General features: G+C 73.1%; 21 protein-coding genes and 1 pseudogene. 17 read left to right on the top strand and 5 right to left on the bottom strand.

All coding sequences use genetic code 11. The annotated features are described in order from the left end of the window. Positions 1 to 151: 151 nt before the first annotated feature. Positions 152 to 1,780 (top strand): right-handed parallel beta-helix repeat-containing protein, encoded by a 1,629-nt coding sequence (locus ACIBJE_RS30140; RefSeq protein WP_396753669.1) that lies wholly within the window; start codon positions 152 to 154, stop codon positions 1,778 to 1,780. Positions 1,781 to 1,872: 92 nt separating this feature from the next. Next, a complete protein-coding gene (locus ACIBJE_RS30145; RefSeq protein ID WP_396753670.1) occupies positions 1,873 to 2,841 on the top strand; it encodes an aldo/keto reductase in 969 nt (322 codons plus the stop codon). A 105-nt stretch (positions 2,842 to 2,946) separates the two neighbouring features. Here the strand turns inward: ACIBJE_RS30145 and ACIBJE_RS30150 are convergent, their stop codons facing one another. Beyond that, positions 2,947 to 3,144: a hypothetical protein gene (locus ACIBJE_RS30150; RefSeq protein WP_396753671.1), complete on the bottom strand. Its 198-nt coding sequence runs from the start codon at positions 3,142 to 3,144 to the stop codon at positions 2,947 to 2,949. 1 nt (position 3,145) lies between these two features. Then, on the bottom strand, positions 3,146 to 4,336 hold the full coding sequence (locus ACIBJE_RS30155; protein ID WP_396753672.1) for a helix-turn-helix domain-containing protein: 1,191 nt from the start codon (positions 4,334 to 4,336) through the stop codon (positions 3,146 to 3,148). A gap of 489 nt (positions 4,337 to 4,825) precedes the next feature. Here ACIBJE_RS30155 and ACIBJE_RS30160 point away from each other — a divergent pair, with 489 nt between their 5' ends. Further along, positions 4,826 to 5,050: a winged helix-turn-helix domain-containing protein gene (locus ACIBJE_RS30160; protein WP_396753673.1), complete on the top strand. Its 225-nt coding sequence runs from the start codon at positions 4,826 to 4,828 to the stop codon at positions 5,048 to 5,050. Between the two features lie 59 nt (positions 5,051 to 5,109). Here the strand turns inward: ACIBJE_RS30160 and ACIBJE_RS30165 are convergent, their stop codons facing one another. Continuing rightward, positions 5,110 to 5,640, bottom strand: a complete 531-nt coding sequence (locus ACIBJE_RS30165) for a GNAT family N-acetyltransferase (protein WP_396753674.1) — start codon at positions 5,638 to 5,640, stop codon at positions 5,110 to 5,112. Positions 5,641 to 5,749: 109 nt separating this feature from the next. On the opposite strand from ACIBJE_RS30165, the gene ACIBJE_RS30170 reads away from it, so the two are divergent. The 3 genes from ACIBJE_RS30170 to ACIBJE_RS30180 all read left to right on the top strand — a co-directional run bounded on the left by ACIBJE_RS30170 (position 5,750) and on the right by ACIBJE_RS30180 (position 9,901). Next, the gene (locus ACIBJE_RS30170) at positions 5,750 to 7,285 is read left to right on the top strand and encodes a magnesium chelatase (protein WP_396753675.1); all 1,536 of its coding nucleotides are present in this window, start codon (positions 5,750 to 5,752) and stop codon (positions 7,283 to 7,285) included. Positions 7,286 to 7,349: 64 nt separating this feature from the next. Next, positions 7,350 to 9,302: a VWA domain-containing protein gene (locus tag ACIBJE_RS30175; RefSeq protein WP_396753702.1), complete on the top strand. Its 1,953-nt coding sequence runs from the start codon at positions 7,350 to 7,352 to the stop codon at positions 9,300 to 9,302. A gap of 131 nt (positions 9,303 to 9,433) precedes the next feature. Continuing rightward, positions 9,434 to 9,901, top strand: coding sequence for a hypothetical protein (locus tag ACIBJE_RS30180; protein ID WP_396753676.1), 468 nt, complete (start codon positions 9,434 to 9,436; stop codon positions 9,899 to 9,901). 85 nt (positions 9,902 to 9,986) lie between these two features. Here the strand turns inward: ACIBJE_RS30180 and ACIBJE_RS30185 are convergent, their stop codons facing one another. Both ACIBJE_RS30185 and ACIBJE_RS30190 read right to left on the bottom strand, forming a co-directional pair. Continuing rightward, positions 9,987 to 10,271 carry a DUF427 domain-containing protein gene (locus ACIBJE_RS30185; protein ID WP_088980460.1) on the bottom strand — a complete coding sequence of 95 codons (285 nt, stop codon included), beginning with the start codon at positions 10,269 to 10,271 and terminating at the stop codon, positions 9,987 to 9,989. Between the two features lie 78 nt (positions 10,272 to 10,349). After that, positions 10,350 to 10,829, bottom strand: coding sequence for an aminoacyl-tRNA deacylase (locus ACIBJE_RS30190; RefSeq protein ID WP_396753677.1), 480 nt, complete (start codon positions 10,827 to 10,829; stop codon positions 10,350 to 10,352). A 146-nt stretch (positions 10,830 to 10,975) separates the two neighbouring features. Here ACIBJE_RS30190 and ACIBJE_RS30195 point away from each other — a divergent pair, with 146 nt between their 5' ends. The 11 genes and pseudogenes from ACIBJE_RS30195 (at position 10,976) to ACIBJE_RS30245 (ending at position 23,722) form a co-directional block, all read left to right on the top strand. Further along, positions 10,976 to 12,394, top strand: a complete 1,419-nt coding sequence (locus tag ACIBJE_RS30195) for an FAD-binding oxidoreductase (protein ID WP_396753703.1) — start codon at positions 10,976 to 10,978, stop codon at positions 12,392 to 12,394. Further along, positions 12,391 to 13,734 (top strand): class I SAM-dependent methyltransferase, encoded by a 1,344-nt coding sequence (locus ACIBJE_RS30200; RefSeq protein ID WP_396753678.1) that lies wholly within the window; start codon positions 12,391 to 12,393, stop codon positions 13,732 to 13,734. The genes ACIBJE_RS30195 and ACIBJE_RS30200 overlap by 4 nt, the downstream gene beginning before the upstream one ends. An 89-nt stretch (positions 13,735 to 13,823) precedes the next feature. After that, positions 13,824 to 14,387, top strand: coding sequence for a helix-turn-helix domain-containing protein (locus ACIBJE_RS30205; protein ID WP_396753679.1), 564 nt, complete (start codon positions 13,824 to 13,826; stop codon positions 14,385 to 14,387). Then, a complete protein-coding gene (locus ACIBJE_RS30210; protein ID WP_396753680.1) occupies positions 14,380 to 15,210 on the top strand; it encodes an SRPBCC domain-containing protein in 831 nt (276 codons plus the stop codon). The genes ACIBJE_RS30205 and ACIBJE_RS30210 overlap by 8 nt, the downstream gene beginning before the upstream one ends. Positions 15,211 to 15,248: 38 nt before the next feature. Continuing rightward, entirely contained in the window at positions 15,249 to 15,482 is a 234-nt protein-coding gene (locus tag ACIBJE_RS30215; protein ID WP_091457706.1) for a zinc-ribbon domain-containing protein, read from the top strand. Positions 15,483 to 15,816: 334 nt separating this feature from the next. Beyond that, positions 15,817 to 16,908, top strand: a complete 1,092-nt coding sequence (locus tag ACIBJE_RS30220) for a hypothetical protein (RefSeq protein ID WP_396753681.1) — start codon at positions 15,817 to 15,819, stop codon at positions 16,906 to 16,908. Further along, positions 16,905 to 18,443 carry a hypothetical protein gene (locus ACIBJE_RS30225; protein WP_396753682.1) on the top strand — a complete coding sequence of 513 codons (1,539 nt, stop codon included), beginning with the start codon at positions 16,905 to 16,907 and terminating at the stop codon, positions 18,441 to 18,443. The genes ACIBJE_RS30220 and ACIBJE_RS30225 overlap by 4 nt, the downstream gene beginning before the upstream one ends. 191 nt (positions 18,444 to 18,634) lie before the next feature. Then, entirely contained in the window at positions 18,635 to 20,935 is a 2,301-nt protein-coding gene (locus ACIBJE_RS30230; RefSeq protein ID WP_396753683.1) for a putative bifunctional diguanylate cyclase/phosphodiesterase, read from the top strand. 174 nt (positions 20,936 to 21,109) lie between these two features. Then, entirely contained in the window at positions 21,110 to 21,742 is a 633-nt protein-coding gene (locus tag ACIBJE_RS30235) for a hypothetical protein (protein ID WP_396753684.1), read from the top strand. Positions 21,743 to 21,876: 134 nt separating this feature from the next. Beyond that, a pseudogene (locus ACIBJE_RS30240) lies at positions 21,877 to 22,277 on the top strand (MerR family transcriptional regulator); the annotation flags it as partial. Between the two features lie 302 nt (positions 22,278 to 22,579). Next, complete coding sequence (locus ACIBJE_RS30245; RefSeq protein ID WP_396753685.1) at positions 22,580 to 23,722, top strand: glycosyltransferase 87 family protein; 1,143 nt, start codon at positions 22,580 to 22,582, stop codon at positions 23,720 to 23,722. Positions 23,723 to 23,809: the final 87 nt, after the last annotated feature.

Here is a 23,809-nt window from a genome sequence, read left to right on the forward strand (position 1 = left end):
CCCGCCCGCCCCCCCCCCCCCCCCCCCCCCGCGGCCGGCCCCGCCCGCACTGCTTCGCACGTCTTGGCGGCCCGGCCCGCCCGGGGGCGGGCCCCCCCCCCCCCCCCCCCCCCCCCCCCCCCCCCGCCGGGGCCGGTGAGGAGGAACAGGAATGATGCGGACGACACGTGGCCGGCTGGTCCGGCCGACGGTGGCGGTGCTGGGGGCGGTCGTCGTGGCGGTTGCCGGACCCGTCACCCCGGCAGCCGCCGCGATACCCCACGTCCCACCCCCGGCTCCCCCCGGCGCGCCGCCCCCGGCCGTGGTCGCGGGCCTGGTCCGGCCCGGCCCGTCGACCGGTGCCGCGCCGGTCACCCCGGTGGCCGACGCCTGGGTGGACAGCATGGACCCGGCGACCAACCACGGCACCGGCAGCCTGAAGGTGGACGGCCTGCCCGTCGCGGTGGCGTACCTCCGCTTCGACGCGCAGGGTGTCGACCCCGACCCCTCCGCGCTGCTCCGCTTCCACGTCGAGACGTCCAGCAGCACCGGCGTCGAGGTCCGCGCGGTCGGTGACGAGCCGTGGCAGGAGACGACCCTGACGTACCACGACGCGCCGCCGCTCGGGGCCGTGGTCGGCAGCAGCGGCCCGGTCTCCGCCGGTACGTGGGTCTCGGTGGACGTGTCGGCGCTGGTCACCGGCGACGGTCCGGTCACGGTGGCGCTGACCACCGGCAACGACACCGGCGTACGGATCACCAGCCGGGAGGGGACGGCGAAGCCGGAACTGCTCGTGCCGGCACCACCCAACCCGTCGCCGTACCTGGTCACCCGGATCGGGGCGGCCACCTACCAGGCGGTCTCCCAGGTCACCGGACACAGCTACCGGGGCAGCCTCAAGACGGTGGTGGAGAGCGCGGTCAGCCAGCTCGACGGCCGGGGCGGCGGCACGGTCGCCTTCGGCCCCGGCACGTTCGAGCTCGGCGGGGAGTTCTTCAAGCTCGTCCAGATCGACGACATCACCTTCGCCGGGTCGGGCATGGACGTAACCCTCATCCGTAACCACAGCACCGCCAGCGCCGACACCGAGCCCTTCAACACCAAGGGTGCCGTCCGGATGACCGTCCGGGACCTCACCGTCTCGGCTGGCGGCGCCCCCCGGTCCACCAGCGACGCCCTCGACTTCGACGACGGGGTGGACGTCCTGGTCGAGCGGGTCCGGGTGGCCGCCGCCCGGGGCCGGGGCATCGTCTTCGACGGCAAGAACCAGGGCTGGAGCTCCACCGGGAACACCGTGCGGGACTGCGTGGTCACCGGCACCACCAGCGACGGGATCGAACTGCTCGCGTCGAGCCGGAACACGGTCACCGGCTGCGCGATCAGCCACGTCGGCGGGCACGGGATCCAGGTCAACCGCTCGTCGGAGAACGCCGACCAGCCGAACAAGACCTCCGACCGGAACGTGGTGACCGGCAACGTCGTCGACCAGGCCGGCCAGGACGGGATCAACGTCGACGGGGGCACCGCCAACCAGATCATGAACAACCGCGTCACCAACAGCGCCGACGACGCGGTCGGCCGGGACGGCATCCGGATCACCACCCCCGCCGGGGTGGCCTGCGCCGAGAACGTCGTCGCCGGCAACGTCGCCACCGACGACCAGGCGGTCCGGACCCAGCGCTTCGGCCTGCACATCGCCACCAGCCGGTGCGCCGCCACCGTGGTCGGGCCGGGCAACGACTTCACCGGCAACCTCTTGGGCGCGATCCGCGACGCCGGCACCGACACCGTCTACCACTGACCGGCGGGAGGGCGCCCCGAGGTCCGGAGCGCCCTCCCGTACCCCGCTCGAAGCCGGTGGTGACCGACGGTGTCCGGGGTAGCGTCGGGATCATGCGCTACGTTCCGCTGGACACCCCCAAGCCCATTTCCAAGATCGGCCTCGGCACCTGGCAGTTCGGCTCGAAGGAGTGGGGCTACGGCCCGGAGTACGAGCAGCGGGCCGCCCAGATCGTCCGGCGGGCGCTCGAACTCGGGGTCACCCTCTTCGACACCGCCGAGGTGTACGGCTTCGGCCGCAGCGAGCGGATCCTCGGCGCGGCGCTCGGCGACGACCGGCCGAAGGCCGTGGTGGCCAGCAAGGTCTTCCCGGCGCTCCCGATCGCCCCGGTGGTGCAGCAGCGGGCGGTCGCCTCGGCGGCCCGGCTCGGCGTGCACCACATCGACCTCTACCAGGTCCACCAGGCCAACCCGGTGGTCGGCGACCACACCACCATGCGCGGCATGCGTGCGTTGCAGGACGTCGGCCTGGTCGGCGAGGTGGGGGTGAGCAACTACAGCCTCCGCCGGTGGCAGTTCGCCGAGGTCGCCCTCGGCCGGCGGGTGCTGAGCAACCAGGTCCGCTACAGCCTCGTCGACCGGGGGCCGGAGGACGACCTGCTGCCGTACGCCGAGCGGACCGGACGGATCGTGATGGCGTACAGCCCGCTCGCCCAGGGCTTCCTCTCCGGGCGGTACGACGCGGCGAACCCGCCCGCCGGAGCGGTCCGCAGGGCGAACCCGTACTTCCTGCCGGAGAACCTGGAGCGGGGCGCCGCGCTCATCGGCACGCTGCGCGAGGTGGCCGACGCGCACGACGCCACGCCCAGCCAGATCGCCCTCGCCTACCTGCTGCACCACCCGAACGTGGTGGCCATCCCCGGCGCGTCCAGTGTCGAGCAGATGGAACGCAACGCCGCCGCCGCCGAGATCGACCTCAACGACGGCGAGTACGACGCCCTGCTCACCGCCGCCCGCAGCTTCCACCCGGTCACCGGCCTGGCCGCCCTGCCTCGCCTGCTCCGCGCCCGCACCACCCGCTGAACTGTCCGCCGGGGGCTGAGGTGGTTGCAGGGGCCCCCTCCTACCGCTTTTTGATGAGCAGGGGACCCCTGCAACCACACCAGAGGCGGCAGTCCGAGTGCATCGTCAGCCGCTGCGGGTGTCGTCGTCCGCTAGCGCCACCGCGTCCAGGTAGTCGCGGGCGGCGGCCACTGCCGCGCAGTCCGGCACCCGGCACACCGGGCAGCGGCCGTCGGAAGCGGGCCGATGGTCGCGGAGGATCCATCGGGCGGTGAGGATGAGCCGGTTGCGGATCTGGGCGAGAGACCGGAACGGCGCGGTCATCTCACCCGATCCCGAGGGCCGTGGCCAGCCGCGCGACACCGGCACCGGCCGGTCCGCCGCGCACGACCCCGGCGATCACCGTACGGGCGGCGGGCCGGGCGCGGGTCTCGGCCGGCGCGACACCGTCCGCCTCGACCAGCAGGCGTCCGGCCCGGCCAACATCACCGAGCAGGAGGTACGCCCGCGCGGCATCGATCAGGTGCGCGGCCCGGTGCTCGGCGGGCAGCCGTGCCCACCCGGCCCTTTGGGCGAGCTGTTCGTGAAGGCCGACCGCCTCCCCGACATCACCGAGGGCGACGGCCGCCGTGACCCGAGCCAGAGCGAGGGCGGTCGGGCCGAAGGTCGTCCAGTGGTGGTCGTGGCCGTCGCCGATCCGCTCGGCGATGTCGGCTGCCCATCCGGTCAGCTTCCGGACGCCGTGCGGGTCACCGCAGGCAGCGGCGGCCAGGGCGGCCTCGACCAGCAGTGTGCCGAGCACCGACAGGTGGTCGGCCGGTGTCTCGTCCGGCGTCGGTGGCGCGACCCACCGGGCGGCGCTGACCGTCGCGGCGTGGGCGAGGTGGCCCCGGCCGAGGGCACGTAACGCCTGGCCGAGGGGGATGGTGGCGATGGCGGCGCGCAGCGGATCAGTTCCGGCGGCGGTCATCGCCCGGTCGGCGGCGAGCCAGGCCAGGTCGGGTTCGCCGAGCTTCACCAGCACGGACGCGGTGAGCCGGTACACCTGAACCAGCAGTCCGGCGGCGTCGTGGTCGCGTCCGGCATGCCGGGCGTCGCCGAGCAGGTCGGGCAGCAGCCGAAGCAGGTACGGATAGTCAGCGTGCTGGTAGGTCAACCAGGCATGCCCGACCCGACGGTCCAGCTCGGCGACTGGCGGCGCAGGCTGACAGGTGAACGGGGCCGGCGGGGGGTCATGGCGGGCGAGCGCAGCCCGCACCGCGTCGATCCCGTCGACGGCGATGGTGACGGTCGAGGGCCTGGCCGGGCGGCCCAGCAGCACCGCCGGATCGACGCGCAGCACCTTGGCCAGGTCCTCGATGACCGAAACCCGGTCCAGGGCGCGGACACCTCGCTCGACCTTGTCCACCCAGCTCTTCGACTTCCCGAGCCGGTCGGCGAGCATCTGCTGCGTCATCCGCCGCCGCGCCCGCCACTGCGCCACCCGACGCCCGACCGGCACCTCACCCCCGCGCACGACACCACCACTGCCAGGATTGGGCCGTGCGCTGGGTCGGCGACTCCAACCAGTGGCCCCGGTTGACCGGCAACCGCTGTCGGCCACGACAGGGCTGACCGGCCCCACACCGGCAGACGTGTCGCCATCTCCACCACGACCAGACGGGCCGATGCTGCCCGGCCACAGTGATCAGGCGTTCGCTTGGTGCGTGTCGGTGCCGAGGTGGTAAGCCCCACCTTCCCCGTTGTTTGCTGTACCGGTCCCATTTCGTGCGAAAGACCATGGCTCTCCTGCCGGTCCGTCCCTGGACACCGTGGATGCCCGTCCAGCGGTTGGCCGGGGGGCAGGCATCCACGGCGGTGGGGCCTCCGGCCGCCAAGCTGGGCGACCCCACGAGCAACTTAAGACGCAATGTGCGCATAGTCAACAGCTCATGACGCATGGCGTTGTAAGTCGGCCGCTACCTGTGGTCTGCTTGGGTCAGCCGCCAAGCTGGGAGCACCACGAATGTCAGAAGCCGCTTACCTCCAGGTCGCCAGAGACATCCGCGATCAGATCGGGTCCGGCCGACTGAAGCCGGGCGACAAGCTGCCGTCCTTTTCCGCGCTCTGCGAGCACTACGAGGTCAGTAACACGGTGATCCGGGCGGCCATGCTGCTACTGAAGGCCGAGAAGCTGATCGACGGGCGTCAGGGCAAAGGCGTCTACGTCGTGGATCGGTCGTCCGAGTAGGGCGGATCAGCTGGAGGTGGAACTGCCCAGCCGGCGTGAGTTGGTCGAGCACTACCACGTCAGCGGAGGTTCTCCACCGGGTCGAGGCGGAGGAAGAGGAACCGGGAGTCGTCCGGGCCGGGGCGGGATCCGCCGTCCGGTTGCCAGCCGTGTCGGGTGTAGAAGGCCAGGGCGCGGGTGTTGCGTTCCCAGACCTCGATGAGACCGAGGGACAGGTCGGCCTCCACCAGGTAGTCGAGGAAAGCGGCGTGCAGGACGCTGCCGATGCCGTGTCCCCAGCGGCCGGGGACGACGTGGATCTGGTAGAGCTGACCGGCCCGGGTGGTGTCCGGGGCGGACGTCAGCGGCGGTCCCATCGCGGCCGCGCCGACGACGTCGTCGCCGAGCGTGGCGCAGAGCACCCGCTTGTCGGGCGACTCGATCGCCTCGGTCCAGCCTTCCCGCTGCGCCTCCCGTACCGTCGGATCCTGGACGGCGTCGGCTGTCAGTCCGCCGGCCTGGTAGTACGCGAGCCGGGCCCGGGTGTGGATGTCGACGATGTGCTCCAGGTCGGCGAGCGTGGCGTACCGGGTGACGACCGGATCGTTCATGCTGACACTCCCTGCGGACGGGCGACAGATGTGTGAACGTTACCGAACGGCTTTTCAGCGGACGGCTGGTGCGACGGATACCTCCCCAAGGTGAGCTAGCTTTGGTCGGGTGACTGCCCCTTCCTCGGTATCTCCGGTCCCTCCGGCCGACCTGCCCGGCACGCTCGGCGAGCTGCGCGCGGCCGGACACCAGCACCGTACGGTCAAGCAGGAACTCCGTGACAACCTCCTCGCCCGGATGCGGACGGGCGGCGACCGTTTCCCCGGCATCGTCGGCTACGACGACACCGTGCTGCCCGAGGTCGAGCGGGCGCTCCTCGCCGGGCACGACCTGGTGCTCCTCGGTGAGCGGGGCCAGGGCAAGACCCGGCTGATCCGGAGTCTCGCCGCGCTGCTCGACGAGTGGACGCCGGTGATCCCCGGCTCGGTGCTCAACGAGCACCCGATGCACCCGCTCACCCCGGCCTCCCGGGCGGCCGTCGCCGAGGCCGGCGACGACCTGCCGATCGGCTGGCTGCACCGATCGATGCGGTACGGCGAGAAGCTCGCCACCCCGGACACCAGCGTCGGCGACCTGATCGGCGACGTGGACCCGATCCGGATCGCCGAGGGCCGCTCGCTCGGCGACCCGGAGACCATTCACTTCGGGCTGGTGCCCCGCACGAATCGGGGCATCTTCGCCGTCAACGAGCTGCCCGACCTGGCCGAACGGATCCAGGTGGCGCTGCTCAACGTGCTGGAGGAGCGGGACATCCAGGTTCGCGGCTACCAGTTGCGGCTGCCGCTGGACCTGCTCCTGGTGGCCAGCGCCAACCCGGAGGACTACACCAACCGGGGCCGGATCATCACCCCGCTGAAGGACCGGTTCGGCGCGGAGATCCGAACCCACTACCCGCTGGACCTCGATCTGGAGCTGGCGCTGATCCGGCAGGAGGCGCAGCTCGTCGCCGAGGTGCCGGAGCACGTGCTGGAAGTGCTGGCCCGCTTCGCCCGTACGGTGCGGGACTCGCCCTCGGTCGACCAGCGTTCCGGGGTCTCCGCCCGGTTCGCCATCGCCGCCGCCGAGACGGTGGCCGCCGCCGCCCTGCGTCGCGCCGGCCTGCTCGCCGCCACCGCACCCGGTTCCGCCTCCGCACCCGGTTCGTCCGAGGTGCCTGCAGGGGACCCCTCCTCATCAAGAAGCGGTAACAGGGGACCCCTGCTACCAACCCTGCTACCAACCCAGCCGGTGGCGCGCGTCGGTGATGCGGTGTCGGTGGTGAGCACGCTGCGGGGCAAGGTGGAGTTCGAGAGCGGCGAGGACGGCCGGGAGGCGGAGATCCTCGCCCACCTGCTGCGGACCGCCACCGCCGAGACGTTCCGCGCCCGGCTGGCCGGGATCGACCTGTCCGGGTTCACCGCGCTGGTTGCCGACGACGCCGTGGTCGAGACCGGTGAGCTGGTCGCCGCGACCGATCTGCTGGCCCAGGTGGGCACCATCCCGGGGCTGGCCAAGGTGCTGGATCGGCTCGGCTTGGGCGACGCGCCCACCCCGGAGGAGGCCGCCGCCGGGATCGAGTTCGTGTTGGAGGGGCTGCACCTGACCCGCCGGCTCGGCAAGGACGTCACCGACGACGGCCGGACCCGCTACGGCGGGCGGGGCTGACCCGTCGCGGTAGGCACCAGGTCCGCCGGGACAGCGAACCACGAGCGAGAAGGGCGGTCCGGACATAGCTGGCAACCGGTTCCGGTACGGGCAGTGGCGGGGTGGCCCCGACCCGCTCGCGCCCCCGTACGACGTGCGGGCGGCGGTCGACCAGGTCGGCGCGGAGGTGCTGGCCGGCGGGAGCCTGCGCGAGGCGCTGCGGAACCTGCTGCGCCGGGGGCCACAGGGGCGGCGCGGACTGGACGACCTGGCCGCCCGCGCGCGCCGACTGCGCCGCGAGGCGCTGCGCCGGGGGGACCTGGACGGGGCGGTGACCCGGGCTCAAGCGCTGCTCGACCAGGCGCTCGCCGCCGAGCGGGACGAGCTGCGCGGGCGCGACGGCGACGACGCCCGGTTCGCCGAGGCGGTGCTGGACAACCTGCCCCGCTCCACCGCCCGCGCGGTCGAGGAACTGGCGGCGTACGACTGGGCCAGTGACGAGGCCCGGCAGACGTACCAGCGGATCCTCGACGGACTGCGCGGCGAGGTGCTGGAACAGCGCTTCGCCGGGCTGCGGGACGCGGCGCGGGCCGCCGCCGACCCCCGGGTGCAGCAGCAGCTCGCCGAGATGATGCGGGACCTCAACGACCTGCTGGCCCGGCACGCCCGCGCGGAGGACACCACCGACGCGTTCGCCGAGTTCATGCGCCGGCACGGCGACTTCTTCCCGGAGCAGCCGCGCGACGTCGACGAGCTGGTGGACGTGCTGGCCCACCGGTCGGCGGCGGGGGAGCGGCTGCTGCGGTCGCTGTCGGACCGGCAGCGCGAGGAGCTGGCCGGGCTGATGCGGCAGTCCCTCGGTGACCGGCTCTCCGGTGAGCTGGCCGCGCTCGACGCCAACCTGCGGGCGCTGCGGCCGGACCTGGGCTGGTCGCGGGGCGAACGGGTCCGGGGCGACCAGCCGTTGGGCTACGGCGAGGCGGCGGCAGCGCTCGGCGAGATCGGCGAGCTGGACGACCTGCTCGACCAGCTCGGTCAGGAGCACCCGGGGGCGACCCTGGACGACGTCGACGTGGAGACGGTGGCCCGCACGCTCGGGCGGGACGCCGCCGACGACGTACGCCGGCTGCGGGAGCTGGAGCGGGAGCTGCGCCGGCAGGGCTGGGTGAGTCGGAGCCCGGACGGCCTGACGTTCAGCCCGAAGGCGTTGCGCCGGCTCGCCGGCACCGCGCTGCGTCGGGTCTTCGCCGACCTGACCGCCGGGCCGCGCGGCCAGCACGACCTGCGCTCCGCCGGGGCGGCCGGCGAGGTGAGCGGAGCGTCCCGCCCCTGGCGGTACGGCGACGAGCAGCCGCTGGACGTGGTGCGGACCCTCACCCGCGCGGTGCACCGGGCCGGGCCGACGGTGCCGGTGCGGCTCGCCGTCGACGACTTCGAGGTGATGGAGACCGAGCGGCGGGCCTCGGCGGCCGTGGCGCTCTGCGTCGACCTCTCCTTCTCGATGGTGTCCGAGGGGCGGTGGGGGCCGATGAAGCAGACCGCGCTGGCCCTGTCCCACCTGGTCGCCACCCGGTTCCCGCAGGACGCCCTCCAGATCGTCGGCTTCGGTCGGGCGGCGTTGCCGCTCAGCCAGCAGGAGTTGGCGGCGGTCGAACCGGAGATGGTGCAGGGCACGAACCTCCAGCACGCGTTGCGGCTGGCCGGGCGGCACCTGCGCCGGCATCCGGGGGCGGAGCCGGTGGTGCTGGTGGTCACCGACGGCGAACCCACCGCCCACCTCGACCCGGACGACGGCGAGCCGGTTTTCCACTGGCCGCCGCTGCGCGAGACGGTCGAGGCCACCATCCGCGAGGTGGACCGGTTGACCCGGTACGGAGCGACGTTGAACATCTTCATGCTCGGCGAGGACCCGGGGCTGCGCCGGTTCATGGACGCGGTGGCCCGCCGATCGAAGGGGCGGATCTTCACCCCGGACACCGACGACCTCGGCGAATACGTGGTCTCCGACTACCTGCGTGCCCGCCGGGGCCGCCGCTGAGACGTCCCGCCGGCTGTCGTGGCGGCGCCGGCCGTCCCGGTGGCGGTCGTGCCGGCCGCCGGCTGTCCCCGGCCGTCGTACCGGGCCGGGAATCGCCCCGCCGCCGCGTCGCCGACGCCTACGCTGGGCGGATGGAGACCGCCGAGCTGCGCCGGACGTACGACGTCCTGCTCGCCGAGGTGGAGGCGGGTGGGTTCGGCCCGCCCGGGGACGGCGGGCTGAGCGCCGAGCAGATCGTGGCCCATCTCGCCGTCAACGACGAGTTGATGAGCGAGGCGACCGAGGCGGTGATCGCCGGCTCGACCTACGCGTACTACAACCTGGAGGACATCCACCGCCCGCAGCTCGACGCGGTGGTCGTCCAGCACGGCGGCCTGGCCGGGCTGATCACCCTGTTCGGGGAGACCAGCCGGCGGCTCTGCGCGCTGGCCGACCAGCTCGGCCCGGCGTCCCGGACTTTGGTCGAGACGCACCTGCGGGAGGGGTTCGAGCTGCGGGTGGACGAGGCGCTGCCCTGGGGTCGCACCCTCGACCTGCACGGCCGCGTGCACCTGCCGCTGCACCTGGCCGAGCTGCGCGCCCTGCGCACCACCGGCTGACCTGGCCGGCACGGCTGACCCGGCTGACCCGGCTGACCCGGCCGAGCCGGCCGCCGCCGCGCGACCAGCCGGCTCGGCCCCGTCGTCAGTCGACGACCGTGACGTCCTTCCAGAACGCCACCCGGCCACGGACCATCTCGGCCTCCGGCTTCGGTTCCGGGTAGTACCAGACGGCGTCCGCGCTGGTCCGGCCCTCGTGCTCCAGGCTGAGGTAGGAGGCGGTGCCCTTCCACGGGCAGGACGTGTGGGTGTCGGACTCCCGGACCAGGTCGTCCCGGAGCGCGGCGCGGGGGAAGTAGTGGTTGCCCTCGACCACCACCGTGTCGTCGCTCTCGGCGATCACCAAATCGTTCCAGACGGCTTTCGGCATGCGCCCAGGCTATGCCCCGCCCGCCGACGCGGCCATCGCCTGCCGGTGCGGCGCCATCGGCCGTCGCGCCCGCTCCGGTCAGGAGTCGGGAAGCGCCGGGTCGGGGTCGGTGACGTCGGCGACGGTCGCCTCCAGGCTGAGCAGGGTGGCGTCGGCGTCCACCGCGACGGCCACCCCGTGCGCACCGGCCCCGAGCGTGACCAGGCGACCGCGCATCCGCTCGTCGGCGACGACCGGCCACCCGGTGGTCGCGCCGAACGGGGTGATGGTGCCGCGCTCGTAGCCGGTGACCGCCCGCGCGGTCTCCGCGTCCGGCATGGAGAGCCGGTTGACCCCGAGCAGGGCCCGCAGCTTCGGCCAGGAGACCACCCGGTCGCCCGGGGTGAGCACGAAGACGTAGTCGTCCTCGCCGCGCCGGACCACGATGGTCTTGACCACGTCGGGCACCGGCACGCCCCGTGCGGTGGCGGCCTCGGCGAGGCTGCGGACCGGCCCGTGCCGGATGACCCGGTACGGCAGTTCCAGGGCGTCCAGGGCGGCGAACGCGGGTGTCGTCATCAGCGGACGGTATCCCGGTCGGCCGTGCCCTTCGGTCCGCCCACCCGCCTCCACTCCTCTGACCTGGGAAAAGCCATCGTGGACAACACGCATATCGGGTCGGGTGGGCGTAGGGTGATGGCGTGTGCGCGCTGCGTGTGGAGCGGGTGGGTGACCCGCACGGACCGGCAGGTGACCGGCACGGCCGGGCCGTCGAGGCACTCCGCCGGTCGTACGCGGCGGTGCCGGCTGGCGAGCCGGTCCGGCTGGCCAAGCGGACCTCCAACCTGTTCCGTCCGAGGGCGGCCACCGCGTCCCCGGGGCTGGACGTCGGTGGCCTGACCGGGGTGCTCGGGGTCGACCCGGTCGCCCGCACCGCCGACGTGCAGGGCATGTGCACCTACGAGGACCTGGTCGCGGTGACCCTGTCGTACGGGCTGATGCCGCTGGTGGTGCCGCAGTTGCGCACCATCACGCTGGGTGGGGCGGTGACCGGCCTCGGCATCGAGTCGACCTCGTTCCGCAACGGCCTGCCGCACGAGTCGGTGGTCGAGATGGACGTCCTCACCGGCGCGGGCGACCTGCTCACCACCGGTCCGGACGGCCCGCACGCCGACCTCTTCGCGGCCTTCCCGAACTCGCTGGGCAGTCTCGGCTACGCCACCCGGCTCCGGATCGAGCTGCAACCGGTCCGCCGGTACGTCGCTTTGCGCAACGTCCGCTTCACCGACCTGGACGCGCTGGTCGACGCGATCGGCGCGGTGACCGCCACCCGGGCGTGGGCGGGCCGTCCGGTCGACGCGATGGACGGGGTGGTGTTCGCCCCGGACGAGGCGTACCTGGTGCTCGGCACCTTCACCGACGACACACATCCGGCCGACGGCGGCCTACGCCGGCCCAGCGACTACACCCGCCGGGAGATCTACTACCGGTCGCTGTCCCGGCGCGGGCACGACCTGCTGAGCAGCCACGACTACCTCTGGCGCTGGGACACCGACTGGTTCTGGTGCTCCCGGGCGTTCGGCGCGCAGCATCCGGTGGTGCGTCGGCTCTGGCCGGCCCGCTGGCGACGCAGCGACGTCTACCACCGACTGGTCCGGCTGGAGCACCGGTACGGGATCGCCGCCCGGATGGGCCGCTGGCGGGGCCGGCCGCCCCGGGAGCGGGTGGTGCAGGACGTGGAGATCCCGCTCGTCGGCACCGCCGACTTCCTGCGCTGGTTCGCCCGTGAGGTGGGCATGGCACCGGTCTGGCTCTGCCCCCTGCGACTGCGTGAGCCGGTCGGCCCCGGCTCGGCCCGGGTCTGGCCGCTGTACCCGCTGCGTCGCGGCGAGACCTACGTCAACGTGGGTTTCTGGGGCAGCGTGCCGATCGCCCCAGGGGCCGCCGACGGTGACGTGAACCGGGCCGTGGAGCGGGCGGTGGCCCGGGCCGGGGGGCACAAGTCCCTCTACTCCGACGCCTACTACGACCGGGCGGAGTTCGCCCAGCTCTACGGCGGGGCCGTCTACCGCGCCGTCAAGGACCGCTACGACCCGGAACACCGGCTCACCGGACTCTACGAGAAGGCGGTGGCGCGACAGTGAGCCTGATCGACCGTGAGCAGGGGGCGGTGGACGTCCCGTCCGTACCGCCGGGACGCCGTCGGCCGGCGGGTCCGACCGTGGCCGACGTCGTCCGCGCCGTCACCGCCGGGCCGCTGCCCGTGCGGATCACCGGGTACGACGGCAGCGCCGTGGGCCCGGCCGACGCCGGGATCACCCTGGCGATCCGTTCCGAGCGCGGACTGTCGTACCTGCTGACCGCGCCGGGGGACCTGGGCATGGCTCGGGCGTACGTCAGCGGCGACCTGTCCCTCGCCGGGGTGCACCCGGGCGACCCGTACGAGGCGCTGCGGGTGCTCAAGGACGAGCTGACCCTGCGTCCGCCGTCGCTGGCGCAGGGGCTGGCCCTGGTGCGCGGGCTGGGCTGGGAGCGGCTGCGCCCGCCGCCGCCCCCACCGCAGGAGGCCGTCCCGCGGTGGCGGCGGGTGGTCAACGGGCTGCGGCACTCCCGGTTCCGGGACAGTCGCGCCATCTCGCACCACTACGACGTCTCCAACGCCTTCTACGAGAAGGTGCTCGGTGCGTCGATGACGTACACCTGTGCGCTGTTCCGCGACCCGGAGGACACCCTGGAGCGGGCCCAGGCGGCCAAGTACGACCTCGTCGCCGGCAAGCTGGCGCTGCGGCCGGGGATGCGTCTGCTCGACGTGGGCTGCGGCTGGGGTGGCATGGTCCGGCACGCGGCCCGCGAGTACGGCGTCCGCGCGGTCGGGGTGACCCTGTCCCGGGCCCAGGCCGAGTGGGCGCGGGCGGCGATCGAGCGGGAGGGGCTGGGCTCGCTGGCCGAGGTGCGGCACCTGGACTACCGGGACGCGCCGGCCGGGCCCTTCGACGCGATCTCCTCGATCGGGCTGACCGAGCACATCGGGGTGGGCAACTACCCGGTGTACTTCGGTGCGCTACGGGACCGGCTGCGTCCCGGGGGCCGGCTGCTCAACCACTGCATCACCCGGGCGGACAACCGGGCCCCGCACCGGTCCGGCGCGTTCATCGACCGGTACGTCTTCCCGGACGGCGAGCTGGCCGGTCCGGGGCGGCTGGTCGGCGAGATCCACGACGCCGGGCTGGAGGTGCACCACGAGGAGAACCTGCGCCGCCACTACGCGCTGACCCTGGCCGCCTGGTGCCGCAACCTGGTGGCGCACTGGGATGCCTGCGTGGCGGAGGTCGGTGGGGGCACCGCCCGGGTGTGGGGGCTCTACATGGCCGGCTCACGGCTGGCGTTCGAGCGCAACGGCATCCAGTTGCACCAGGTGCTGGCGACCCGGAACGGTCCCGACGGGGCGGACGACTACCCGCTGCGTCCCGACTGGACACCCTGACGCGATCCACGGCGCACGGCGGCTCCGGCCGCCCGATGCCGCGCGCCCCATTGACAAGGCAAGTTTTTACGTACAAACTTGTTTTTGCCATGAGAGACGTCCTGTACCTCGAAGAGATCACCCAGGCCGAGACCCTGCTCAAGCCGCAGCGGGTCGAGGTGCTGCGGCAGCTCGCCGAACCACGCACCTGCACCGAGGTCGCCACCCGGCTCGGGCAGACCCCGCAGCGGGTCTACTACCACGTCAAGCAGTTGGTCGCGGCCGGGCTGGCCGAGCAGGTGTCCGAGCGTCGGGTGCGCGGCATCAGCGAGGGCATCTACCAGGCAGCCGCCCGGTCGTACTGGCTCTCGCCCCGGCTCGTCGGCCGCCTCGGCGGTCTCCGCCGGGCCCGCGACGAGCTGAGCCTCGGCCACCTGCTCGACCTGATGGAGGAGGTCCAGGCCGACGTGGCGGCGCTCGACCGCTCCGCCCCCGAGCTGCCCAGCATCGGGGTGTCCGGGGAGATCCGGGTGCCGGCCGAACGCCGGCAGGAGTTCCTCGCCGACCTCCGCACCACCCTCCAGGACCTGTTCACCCGTTACGGCGGTGCCGAGGGCGACGCCTTCAAGCTCGCCGTGGCCTGCTATCCCAAGGGAGAAGAAGACCGTGACTGAACCGATGACCCTCCGGGCCCGCCTCGACGCGCCGATCAAGACCGTCCACCACGCCCTCACCGACCCGGCCGAGCTGCGTACCTGGCTCACCGAGCACGCCGAGGTGGAGCTGCCGGACCGGTACGCGTTCTGGGGCCGGAACACCCCCGAGGGGGACGCCCCGCACCAGCGGCTGCTGCACGCCGACGACCACGACCTGCGGTTCACCTGGCTGCTCGGCGGCGGGGAGACCACCACTACCATCAACCTGGCCGAGGACGGATCGGACGCGACGGTCCTCACCCTCACCCAGACCCACTTCGACTTCGCCGAGGCGATCAGCGGCAGCAACATCCGGGGCGTGCTCCAGACCTGGTGGTCGCTGGGCATCGCGAACCTCGCCGCCCACCTGGAGGGGCGCACCCTGCTGCCGAAGGTCGACTTCACCTCCACCGACCTGCGCGGCGAGCTGCTCATCGACGCGCCGATGGACGCCGTCTACACCTCGCTCACCGACTCGGAGCAGGCCAGCGCCTGGTTCGGGTACCCGATCGGCATCGAGCCCTGGGTCGGCGGCCGGTACGCCATGGGCGGGTTCGAGTCCGGCTACGCGGCGAAGGTCGTCGACCTGGAGCCGGGGCGGCGGATGTCGGTCGACTGGGGACCGACCGGGGTCACCACCTGGGAACTCGACGAGTCCGAAGGCCGGACCCGGCTGACCTTCGTGCAGAGCGGCTTCGACGAGCAGAACCCGCCGTACGGCGCCTGGGGTGGCTCGGTCTCCGGTCTCGCCGAGCTGCGCCGCTACCACGAGGTGCCCGACTGGCGACCGATCTGGCTCTGACGCCGTTAGCGGCCGGCCGATCGGGGTACTGCCCGTCGATGTTCCTCATCTTCGGACTCCGTACCTCGGTCAGCCGGTCGGGCGTGGTCGCCATGGTCTGCCCGAACTGCGGCAACCACGCCGCCCAGGTGATCACCAAGCGGTCGACGAGGTTCAGCGTGTTCTTCGTCCCCCTCATCCCGATCCGCACCCGCTACGTGCGGCAGTGCTCGTTCTGCGGCGCGGAGTACGTCATCGGGAAGCACGAGGCGCGACACCTCCCGGTCGGCTGAGATGACCCGCTTCCTCTGCTGGCTGATCGGCCGCGCCCCGACCACGCCCGACGACCCGCCCACCCACACGGTGTCCCGGCCACCCTGCACCCCCGTGCGGCGACGCCGCCGCCGACGCCGGCCGTCCGCCGGGGCGCGGCTGCCCCGTTCCCCCCGGAACCGCTCCACCGGCCGCTGACCGCCCGCCGGCTGAGGTGGTTGCAGGGGACCCCTCCTCATCAAAAAGAGGTAGCAGGGGACCCCTGCTACCACCCGACCCCGCGCGAACGCCACCGCGACGCCCCGGGGTGCCGGTGCGGGCGGGCGGGCACCGGAGCGCCTATCGTGGCCTGTCGTGACGACCACCGAGCAGCGACTGGCCGCCATCCGGGGCGGCGTGCCGGCCCGCCGGCACAACGCCCGGACGATCGCCGCGCTGACCGGCAACCCGGGCTGCACCCGGCGGGCCGTGCTGGACGGGGCCGGGGTGGACAAGCCCCGGCTGGCGGAGCGGATCGGCTTCCCCGCCCGGTTCGGGCAGTCCCGGTTCGCGATCAGCCGGGGCAACGCGTTCGAGGCGCAGGTCAAGGCCGACGGCGGCGCGGAGCTGCTGCGCCTGGTCGCCGAGCGGCTCGGGGTGACCCCCGACGCGCCGGCGACCTGGACAGACCTGAACGCCGACGACCTGGCGCAGCGGCACGAGCGCTCCCGGGACCTGCTGACCGCCGCCGCCGACGACGCGTCACCCGCCCTGTTCGACCATCCGCTGCTCAGCCTGGAGATCGCCGGGCAGCGGGTGTACCTGGAACCCGACCTGGTCGCCGCCCGGCTCGCCGGCCGCTACCACGTCGTGGAGATCAAGTCGTTCCCCGTGGTCGACGGCCAGGCCGACCCGGGCAAGGTGGCCGCCGCCGCGATCCAGTCCGCCGTCTACGTGCTGGCCCTGCGCGAACTCCTCGCCGACGCCGGAGGAGACCCGGAACTGGTCTCCGCCGACGTGGTGCTGATCTGCCCGCGCGACTTCGCCAACCAGCCGGTGGCGAGCCTGGTCGACGTGCGTCGGCAACTGCTGGTGCTTCGCCGGCAACTGGCCCGGATGGCCCGGCTCGACGCGCTGCTGGCCCGCGTACCGGAGGACTTCACCGCCGATCCGACCGCCGAACCGGCGGCCCTGGTCGCGGCGCTGGGCTCCGTCGAGGCGCACTACGCCCCGGACTGCCTGGCCGCCTGCGAGCTGGCGTTCTTCTGCCGGAACGAGGCACGCGGGCACACCGCCGCGCTGGGCCGGCCGGTCCGTGAGGCGCTCGGCGGGGTGGCCGACGTGGCCGAGGCGCTGGCGCTGGCCGACGGCGACCACCCCGGGGAACCGGACCAGGCGGAGGCCGCCGCGCTGCTGCGGGCCGCGGCCCGGCTGCGCGCCGAGGCTCTGGCCGGGCGGCCCACGTGAGTACGCTGCGCGCCCTCGCCCGCGTCCGCGCGCTCGCCACCGGGCGGGCCGAGCCGGTCGCCACCGTCCGGCACTTGCACCTGGCCGAGCGGCCACTGGTGCTCGTCCCGCTGGCGTTGGCCGGCGAGGCGAACGCCCCCCTCGCCGCGCTGGTCGGCACCGCCCCGGACGACGCCCGGCTGCTGGTCGTGCCACAACCCCGCAACCGGGACCAGCGCTTCGCCTTCGCCGCCGAGCTGGCCGGGATCGTGCTGCCCTGGATCGACGGGCACCGGGGCGCGACCGAGGACGTCCCGGTCGACCGGGGCCGGGACGTGCGCCGGCGGTACGTCGACGCGCCCCAGCTGGTGGTGCCGAACCCGGCCGGGGTGACGTTCCTGCGCCTGTTCGGGCGGGCCACCCGGTTCCGCCGTGCCGACGGCGAGTATCCGGTGCACCCGTCGGTGCCGCTGCTCGGCCGCTGGCTGACCTTCTTCGCCGACCGGGCCGAGCACCCGGGCTCGTCGGCCCTACTGGCGCTGACCGAGGCGCTCACCCTGCACTATGCGACCGGGCAGAGCGTGCTGGAGGACCTGCACCTGCCGGCGCTGCTCGGCTGGATCGACCCGCCGCCGGGACTGACCGGTGCGCAGGCCGCCGCCCGCGCCGAGGATCCGTCGCTCTGCCCGCCCGCCGGCCCGGCCACCGACCCGGACTTCGACAACGCCCGGCTGCACCCGGCGATCGAGGCGTACGCGGCGGCCGGCGACGACCCGGAGGCCCGCCGGACGGCGTACGCGGACCTGGCGGAGCTGCTGCGCGGCCAGCTCGCGCCGACCTGGGACCTGATGTGGCGCGGACTGGCGCTGCTGTACGCCCTGCCGCCCGGAGCGCGGGTCGCCGGACGCTGGGACGGCGACCGGGACGCGTTCACCGCGTTCGCCGAGCACGTCGACGCGGGCGGGGCGCCGCAGCCCCGACGGGACGGGGCGGTGGCCGCCGCGCAGAAGCTGCACCGGTTGGAGCGGGCCCTGACCGCGTACGCCGTCCAGCGCGCCTACGACGACCCGCTGGTGATGGCCGAGCACCGGCTGACCGGGGAGGCGTTCGTCGGCGACGTGACCCTGGCCGACCCGACCCGGATGGACGACAGCGGCAAGCGTCCGGTGCTGCGCCCCAGGATCCAGGTGGTCACCGACGAGCCGGTGCCGATGCCGGTCGGCGTGACCCTCTGGTCACCGACCCGGCCCGCCCAGAAGGCGAAGGTCATCTTCGTGAACCCGGTGGGGGAGTCGAAGACCGAGGTGGTGCTGGAGCTGTCCGGCGGGATGGGACGCGGCCGGACCGCGCCGCCCGGAACGGTTCCCGAGGTCGGGGAACGGCTCTGCTACACGACCCTGTCGGACGCGTTCCTGCCGGCCGGGGTGTTCCCGACCGTGGAGGAGACCCCGTGGACGCACGGCGGCCCGCCGCCCGCCGCCGTCGACCCAAACTCGGTGGACCCGCAGTCCGTCGATCCCTCGGACGACGCGGTCGCCGGCGAGGAGTGGGACTGACCGGCCCGGACCACCGTGAGGCATCCCAAACCGGTCGACAGGGCAGGTCCGGGGCACGCCGACTGAGCAGGGGGTCAGTCGGAGGTGCTAGCGGGGGCGCGGGAGGCTGGCTAGGCTTTGCTCGTTCGCCACCCGTGACCGGTACGCGCCGTCCAGCGTGGACTCAGGAGAGAGAGCCGGAGCGAATCGCCGTGCCGCCGCAGGAGGTGAACCGGGACGCCGTGGGGGCGACCGGTTCGTCCCGAGTCTCGCCTGGGTCGTCCCGCCCCGGGCAGCTCGGTCTGGCCGTCGCCGTGGCGGTCGTCCTCGTCGAGGCGTTCTGGCTCGCCGCCCGACTGCCCGCCGCCGCGCTCGTCGCCGACCTCGGCGCGCTCGCCGTGGCCGGCTGGGCCGCCGTCGCCTGTGCCGGAGTGGCCCGCCGCCACCCGCCGTCGCTGCGCCGCTTCTGGACGCTGCTCGCGGTCACCATGGCCCTCTCCGCCGTCTCCCGGGCACTGTGGGCGCTCCAGCGCCTCGGCAGCGGCGAGACCCCGCACACCCCGCTGGTCGGGCTGGTCTTCATCACCGGGATCGTCCTCGGCACCATCGGTATCCTGTCCAGCCCCATCGCACCGCACAGCACCGTCGGCCGGGGCCGGGTCGTGCTCGACGGGGTGATCGTGGGGCTGTCCCTGGTGCCGATCGGCTGGGTGGTGGTCTTCCGCGACGTCGCCGCCGCCCAACTCGCCGAACCGGACCACGCCCTCGCCCTGGTCTATCCGACCTTCGACCTGGTGCAGCTGACGATCCTGGCGGCGGTGGTCGGATCGGCCCGCGTCATGTGGCGGCCGCTGACCCTGCTCGGCGGCAGCCTCGCCGTCCGGGCCGTCGCCGACGTCGGCTACGTCTGGCTGCTCGCACACGACAGCTACGTCCCCGGGCACCTGGTCGACCTGGGCTGGCCGCTGACCTGTCTGCTGGTGGGCCTGGCCACCCGGTACCCGCCCCCGGTCGAGGGCGTGGACAGCGACGAGACCATCGTTCCGCCGGCGCCGCCCTGGTGGCGGGCGGCCCTGCCGTACCTGCCGGTGGGCGGGGCGATCGTCGCGGTGCTGCTGGCCCGCCGGCCCACCGGACAGACCCCGCCGCTGGTCCTGCTCTGTGTGCTGGGCCTGCTGGCCGTCCTGGCCCTGCGGCAGGGACTCGCCGCCAACGAGAACCTGCGACTGGTCGCCCAGCTCCGCCAGCTCGCCTACGCCGACCAGCTCACCGGCCTGCCGAACCGGCTGATGTTCACCCGCCGGCTGCGGCGGGCCATCCGGGAGGAGTCACCGGTCTCCGTCCTGCTGCTCGACCTGGACGGCTTCAAGCAGGTCAACGACCGGTTCGGGCACGCCACCGGGGACGCGTTGCTGGTCAGCATCGCCGACCGGATGCGCGACGCGGTGGACGGCGACGGTACGGTGGCCCGCCTCGGCGGGGACGAGTTCGCCGTCCTGGTCGACGCCGACCAGCTGGTGCCCGCCGAACGGCTGGCCGAGCGGCTGCTCACCGCGCTGCGCCCGGCCGACGACGAGGAGGACGTCGGCACCCACCCGTCGGCCAGCATCGGCATCGCCGAGTACGGCCCCCAGCACGCCACCCACAGCGACCTGCTCCGCGACGCCGACATCGCGATGTACGCGGCGAAGGCGGCCGGCAAGTCGGCGTACCGGACCTGCACCCCGGCGTTGCGCGAGTCGGCGGTGAGCCGGGCCGAGCTGATCGCCGAACTGCGCCGGGCGGTCGACGAGGGACAGTTGGAACTGGAGTTCCAGCCGATCGTCGACCTGCGCAGCGGCCTGGTCCGCAGCGCCGAGGCGCTGGTGCGCTGGCGGCACCCCCGGCTCGGGATGCTGGCGCCGGGCCGGTTCCTGCCGCTGGCCGAGGAGACCGGCCTGATCCTCCCCATCGACCGCTGGGTGATCCACGAGGCGTGCCGGGCCGCGGCCGTCTGGCGACGGGGTGCCCCGGACGCGACGGTCGCGGTGAACATCGCCGCGGCCCACCTGCGCCGCCCCGACCTGATCGCCACGGTCACCGGGGCGACCGCCGCCGCCGGGCTGGCCCCGCGCGCGTTGACCCTGGAACTGACCGAGTCGGCGCTCATCGAGGGCAGCGAGGCGGTGCTCGACCGGCTCCGTCAGCTCCGTGAGCTGGGCATCCGGATCGCCATCGACGACTTCGGCACCGGCTACTCGTCGCTGAGCTACCTGCACCGGATCCCGGCCACCGAGTTGAAGATCGACCGGTCGTTCGTGGCCCGGCTGGACGAGGACGCGCGGGCGTACGCGACGGTCAACATGGTCAGCAGCCTCGCCGACGCGTTCGACCTGCGGGTGGTGGCGGAGGGCGTGGAGACCGACCGGCAGCACGACGCGGTCGCCGCCATTGGCTGCGCCCAGGGCCAGGGCTACCTCTACGGCCGGCCGGGCAGCCTCGCCGACCTGCGTTCGGCGTTCACCGGACCCTGATCCGCGAATCAGTTCGGGGCTTTCTCCGGCCGTCGTACCCGCCCTCGGCAGGGTCGAAGGTCCCGGTCAGGTCGGGGAGCTTCGGCCCTGTCTCCCACCGTGCGGTCGGCGCGACCATGTATCAGTAATCGACATGTAGGCATGCGACAGCGGCAGCGACCTGGGGAGAACGACATGAAGCGCCGGACCCTCGACATCCTCTTCAGCATCGGTGGCCTCGGACTGGCCGTCCTCCTGCTCGTCATCGGCATCGTGCTGACCACCAACGCCAACTTCGCCAACGACTACGTGCGCGACCAGTTGAGTGAGCAGAACATCCGGTTCACCCCGGCGGAGAACCTCAGCGAGGAGGAGAAGAAGGCCGACTGCCTGGTCGAGAACGCCGGCAAGCTGATGACCACCGGCAAGCAGGCCGAGTGCTACGCCAACGAGTACATCGGGCTGCACCTGAGGGGCATCGCCGGCGGCCAGACGTACGCCTCGCTCGGCGAGCCGGAGCGCGAGATCCAGGGCAAGATCGAGGCGGCCCGGCAGGCCAACGACCCGGCCCTGCCCGAGCTGGAGAAGCAGCTCGCCCAGCTCCAGGGCCAGCGGGAGACCGTCTTCAAGGGCGAGACGCTGCGCGGCCTGCTGCTCACCTCGTACGGTTTCAGCGAGTTCGGCGTCAAGGCCCAGCAGGGCGCGCTGGCCATGTACCTCGGCGCCGGGCTGCTGTTCCTGCTCTCGATCGCCGGTTTCGTCCACGCCGCCCGTACCCCGAAGAACGAGACGTTCGCCGCCCCGGAGCGCGACCGCGCCACCGCCTGACCCGCCAGCCGCACGCCCCCGGTCCCGCCTCCCGGCGGAGCCGGGGGTGTCGGTGGTGGTGGGGACTTCTCCGGCCGGGGTTGACCTCCACGTGACGGGAGGCGGGAATGTGGTGGGCGCAGTGGGCAGGGGCCGTGACGCACACGGTGGGAGACGTCGCTCGACTGGCCGGGGTGACCGTGCGGACGCTGCACCACTACGACGACGCGGACCTGGAGCGGCTCCAGCAGATCCTCTTCTTCCGCGAGCTGGGGTTCCCGCTGGAGGAGATCGTCGCGATTCTCGACGACCCGGGTGCGGACCCGGCGGCCCACCTGCAATGGCAGCACGAGTTGCTGACGGTACGGATCAGGCGCCTGGTGGAGATGGTCACGGCGATCGAGTTCGTGATGGAGGCGAAGAAGATGAACGTACGACTCACGCCGCAGGAGCGGTTCGAGGTTTCGGTGACGTCGATCCCGCCGCGTACGCCGAGGAGGCCGAGCAGCGTTGGGGCAGCTCCGAGGCGTACCGGGAGTCTGAACGCCCTGGGGCGATCGTCGCTGCTGGCTGGGAAATCGCCGCCGTTAGGGCGGATGTCGATGTCGGTATCGAGCCAGAAATACGAGACGAATGCCCGTCAGGCCCTCTACCGGACACGAATCCGGTGCCTGCGCACACCGCACGCATTGGCATACAATCGCGGCGCACCAGGCAGCAGCCATAGCGCCGCGTGACGATGTGTGGTGGGACAGGGAGATTCGATTGCTGACGGGTGTCAGGACGCGGTTGCTGCCGGCAGGGCGGCTGGGTCCGATCTGTCTCGGCCTGTGGGTGCTGGCGGCGACCATCGCGGTATTGCAATCGTGGGCCGCGCTGACCCGACCGGCCAGCAACCGCCTGCCCGATCTCCAGGTCTACGTCAGTTCGGTGGACTTCCTACTCGACGGCCGTAGCCTCTACGACTTCACCGCCGCCGACGGTGCCCCGTTCACGTACCCGCCCTTCGCCGGCCTGTTGTTCACTCCGCTGGCGATCGTTCCGACCGATCCGCTGCGACTGATCTGGACGGTCGCCACGCTGGTGCTCGTGGTGCTGCTCGCCGCGCTGTCCACCCGGGCCGACCTGTCCCGGCCGGCACCCGCGGCGATCACCGTGCCGGCGGTCGCGTGTCTGCTCTTCGCCTCCGCTCCGGTTTCCAGCAACATCCGGTTCGGGCAGATCAGCCTGCTGCTCGTCGCCCTGGTCCTCGTGGACTGCCTGGGACTGCTGCCGTTGCGCTACCGGGGTGTGGCTACCGGGGTGGCGGCGGCGGTCAAGCTGACCCCGCTGGTGTTCGTTGCGTACTGGTGGTTCTCCGGTCAGCGGCGGACCGCCGTGAACGCCACGGCGACCATCGTTGTCTGTACCGCCCTCGCCTGGATCGTGTTGCCGGGCGAGTCGACCCGGTACTGGTTCACCGAGATCTGGAACGTCGACCGGGTGGGCAACATCCACGGCGGGGGCAATCAGTCGTTGAGCGGTGCGCTGCTGCGGTGGGGGGTGCCGGACGGTGCCCGTACCGTCGTGGCGGGTGTGCTCGGCGCGGCCGTGGTGCTGCTCGGCCTGGTCCGTGCGGTACGCGCGAACCGGCACGGCGCGCCATTCGCTGCCGCAGTCATCGTGGGGGCCGCCGGACTGGTCTTCTCGCCGGTCTCCTGGACCCACCACCAGACCTGGCTGGTGCTTGCCGGCTTGCTCGCGGTCAGTGCCCGACGGTGGGTGAATGTTGCCTGGTCCGCGCTGGTCGCGGCATTGATGGTGCTGCCGGTGACCTCGGTCGGGGCGGAACTGCCCGGTGCGGCCGTCACCGGCAACACCCGACTCCTCCTCGCGATCGCGGTGGCCTGCTTCGTGCCCTTCGTCGCGGTCCGGGCCGGCAGGACGGACGACCGCGCCGTGGCCGGGGGCGACACAGGCGAAAGACGTCCCGCGGGTCTCAGGAAGGCCCCGATATCCTAGGCCGCCATGACGACGAACTCGGCCCCTGAGTCGATCACCGAACCCGAAGCGCCGCCGCCAGTTTCCGTATGGGGTAGTCGGCGGGCC

Origin of the sequence: Micromonospora sp. NPDC050187, from assembly GCF_044459745.1 — a bacterium.
Classification (GTDB): domain Bacteria; phylum Actinomycetota; class Actinomycetes; order Mycobacteriales; family Micromonosporaceae; genus Micromonospora.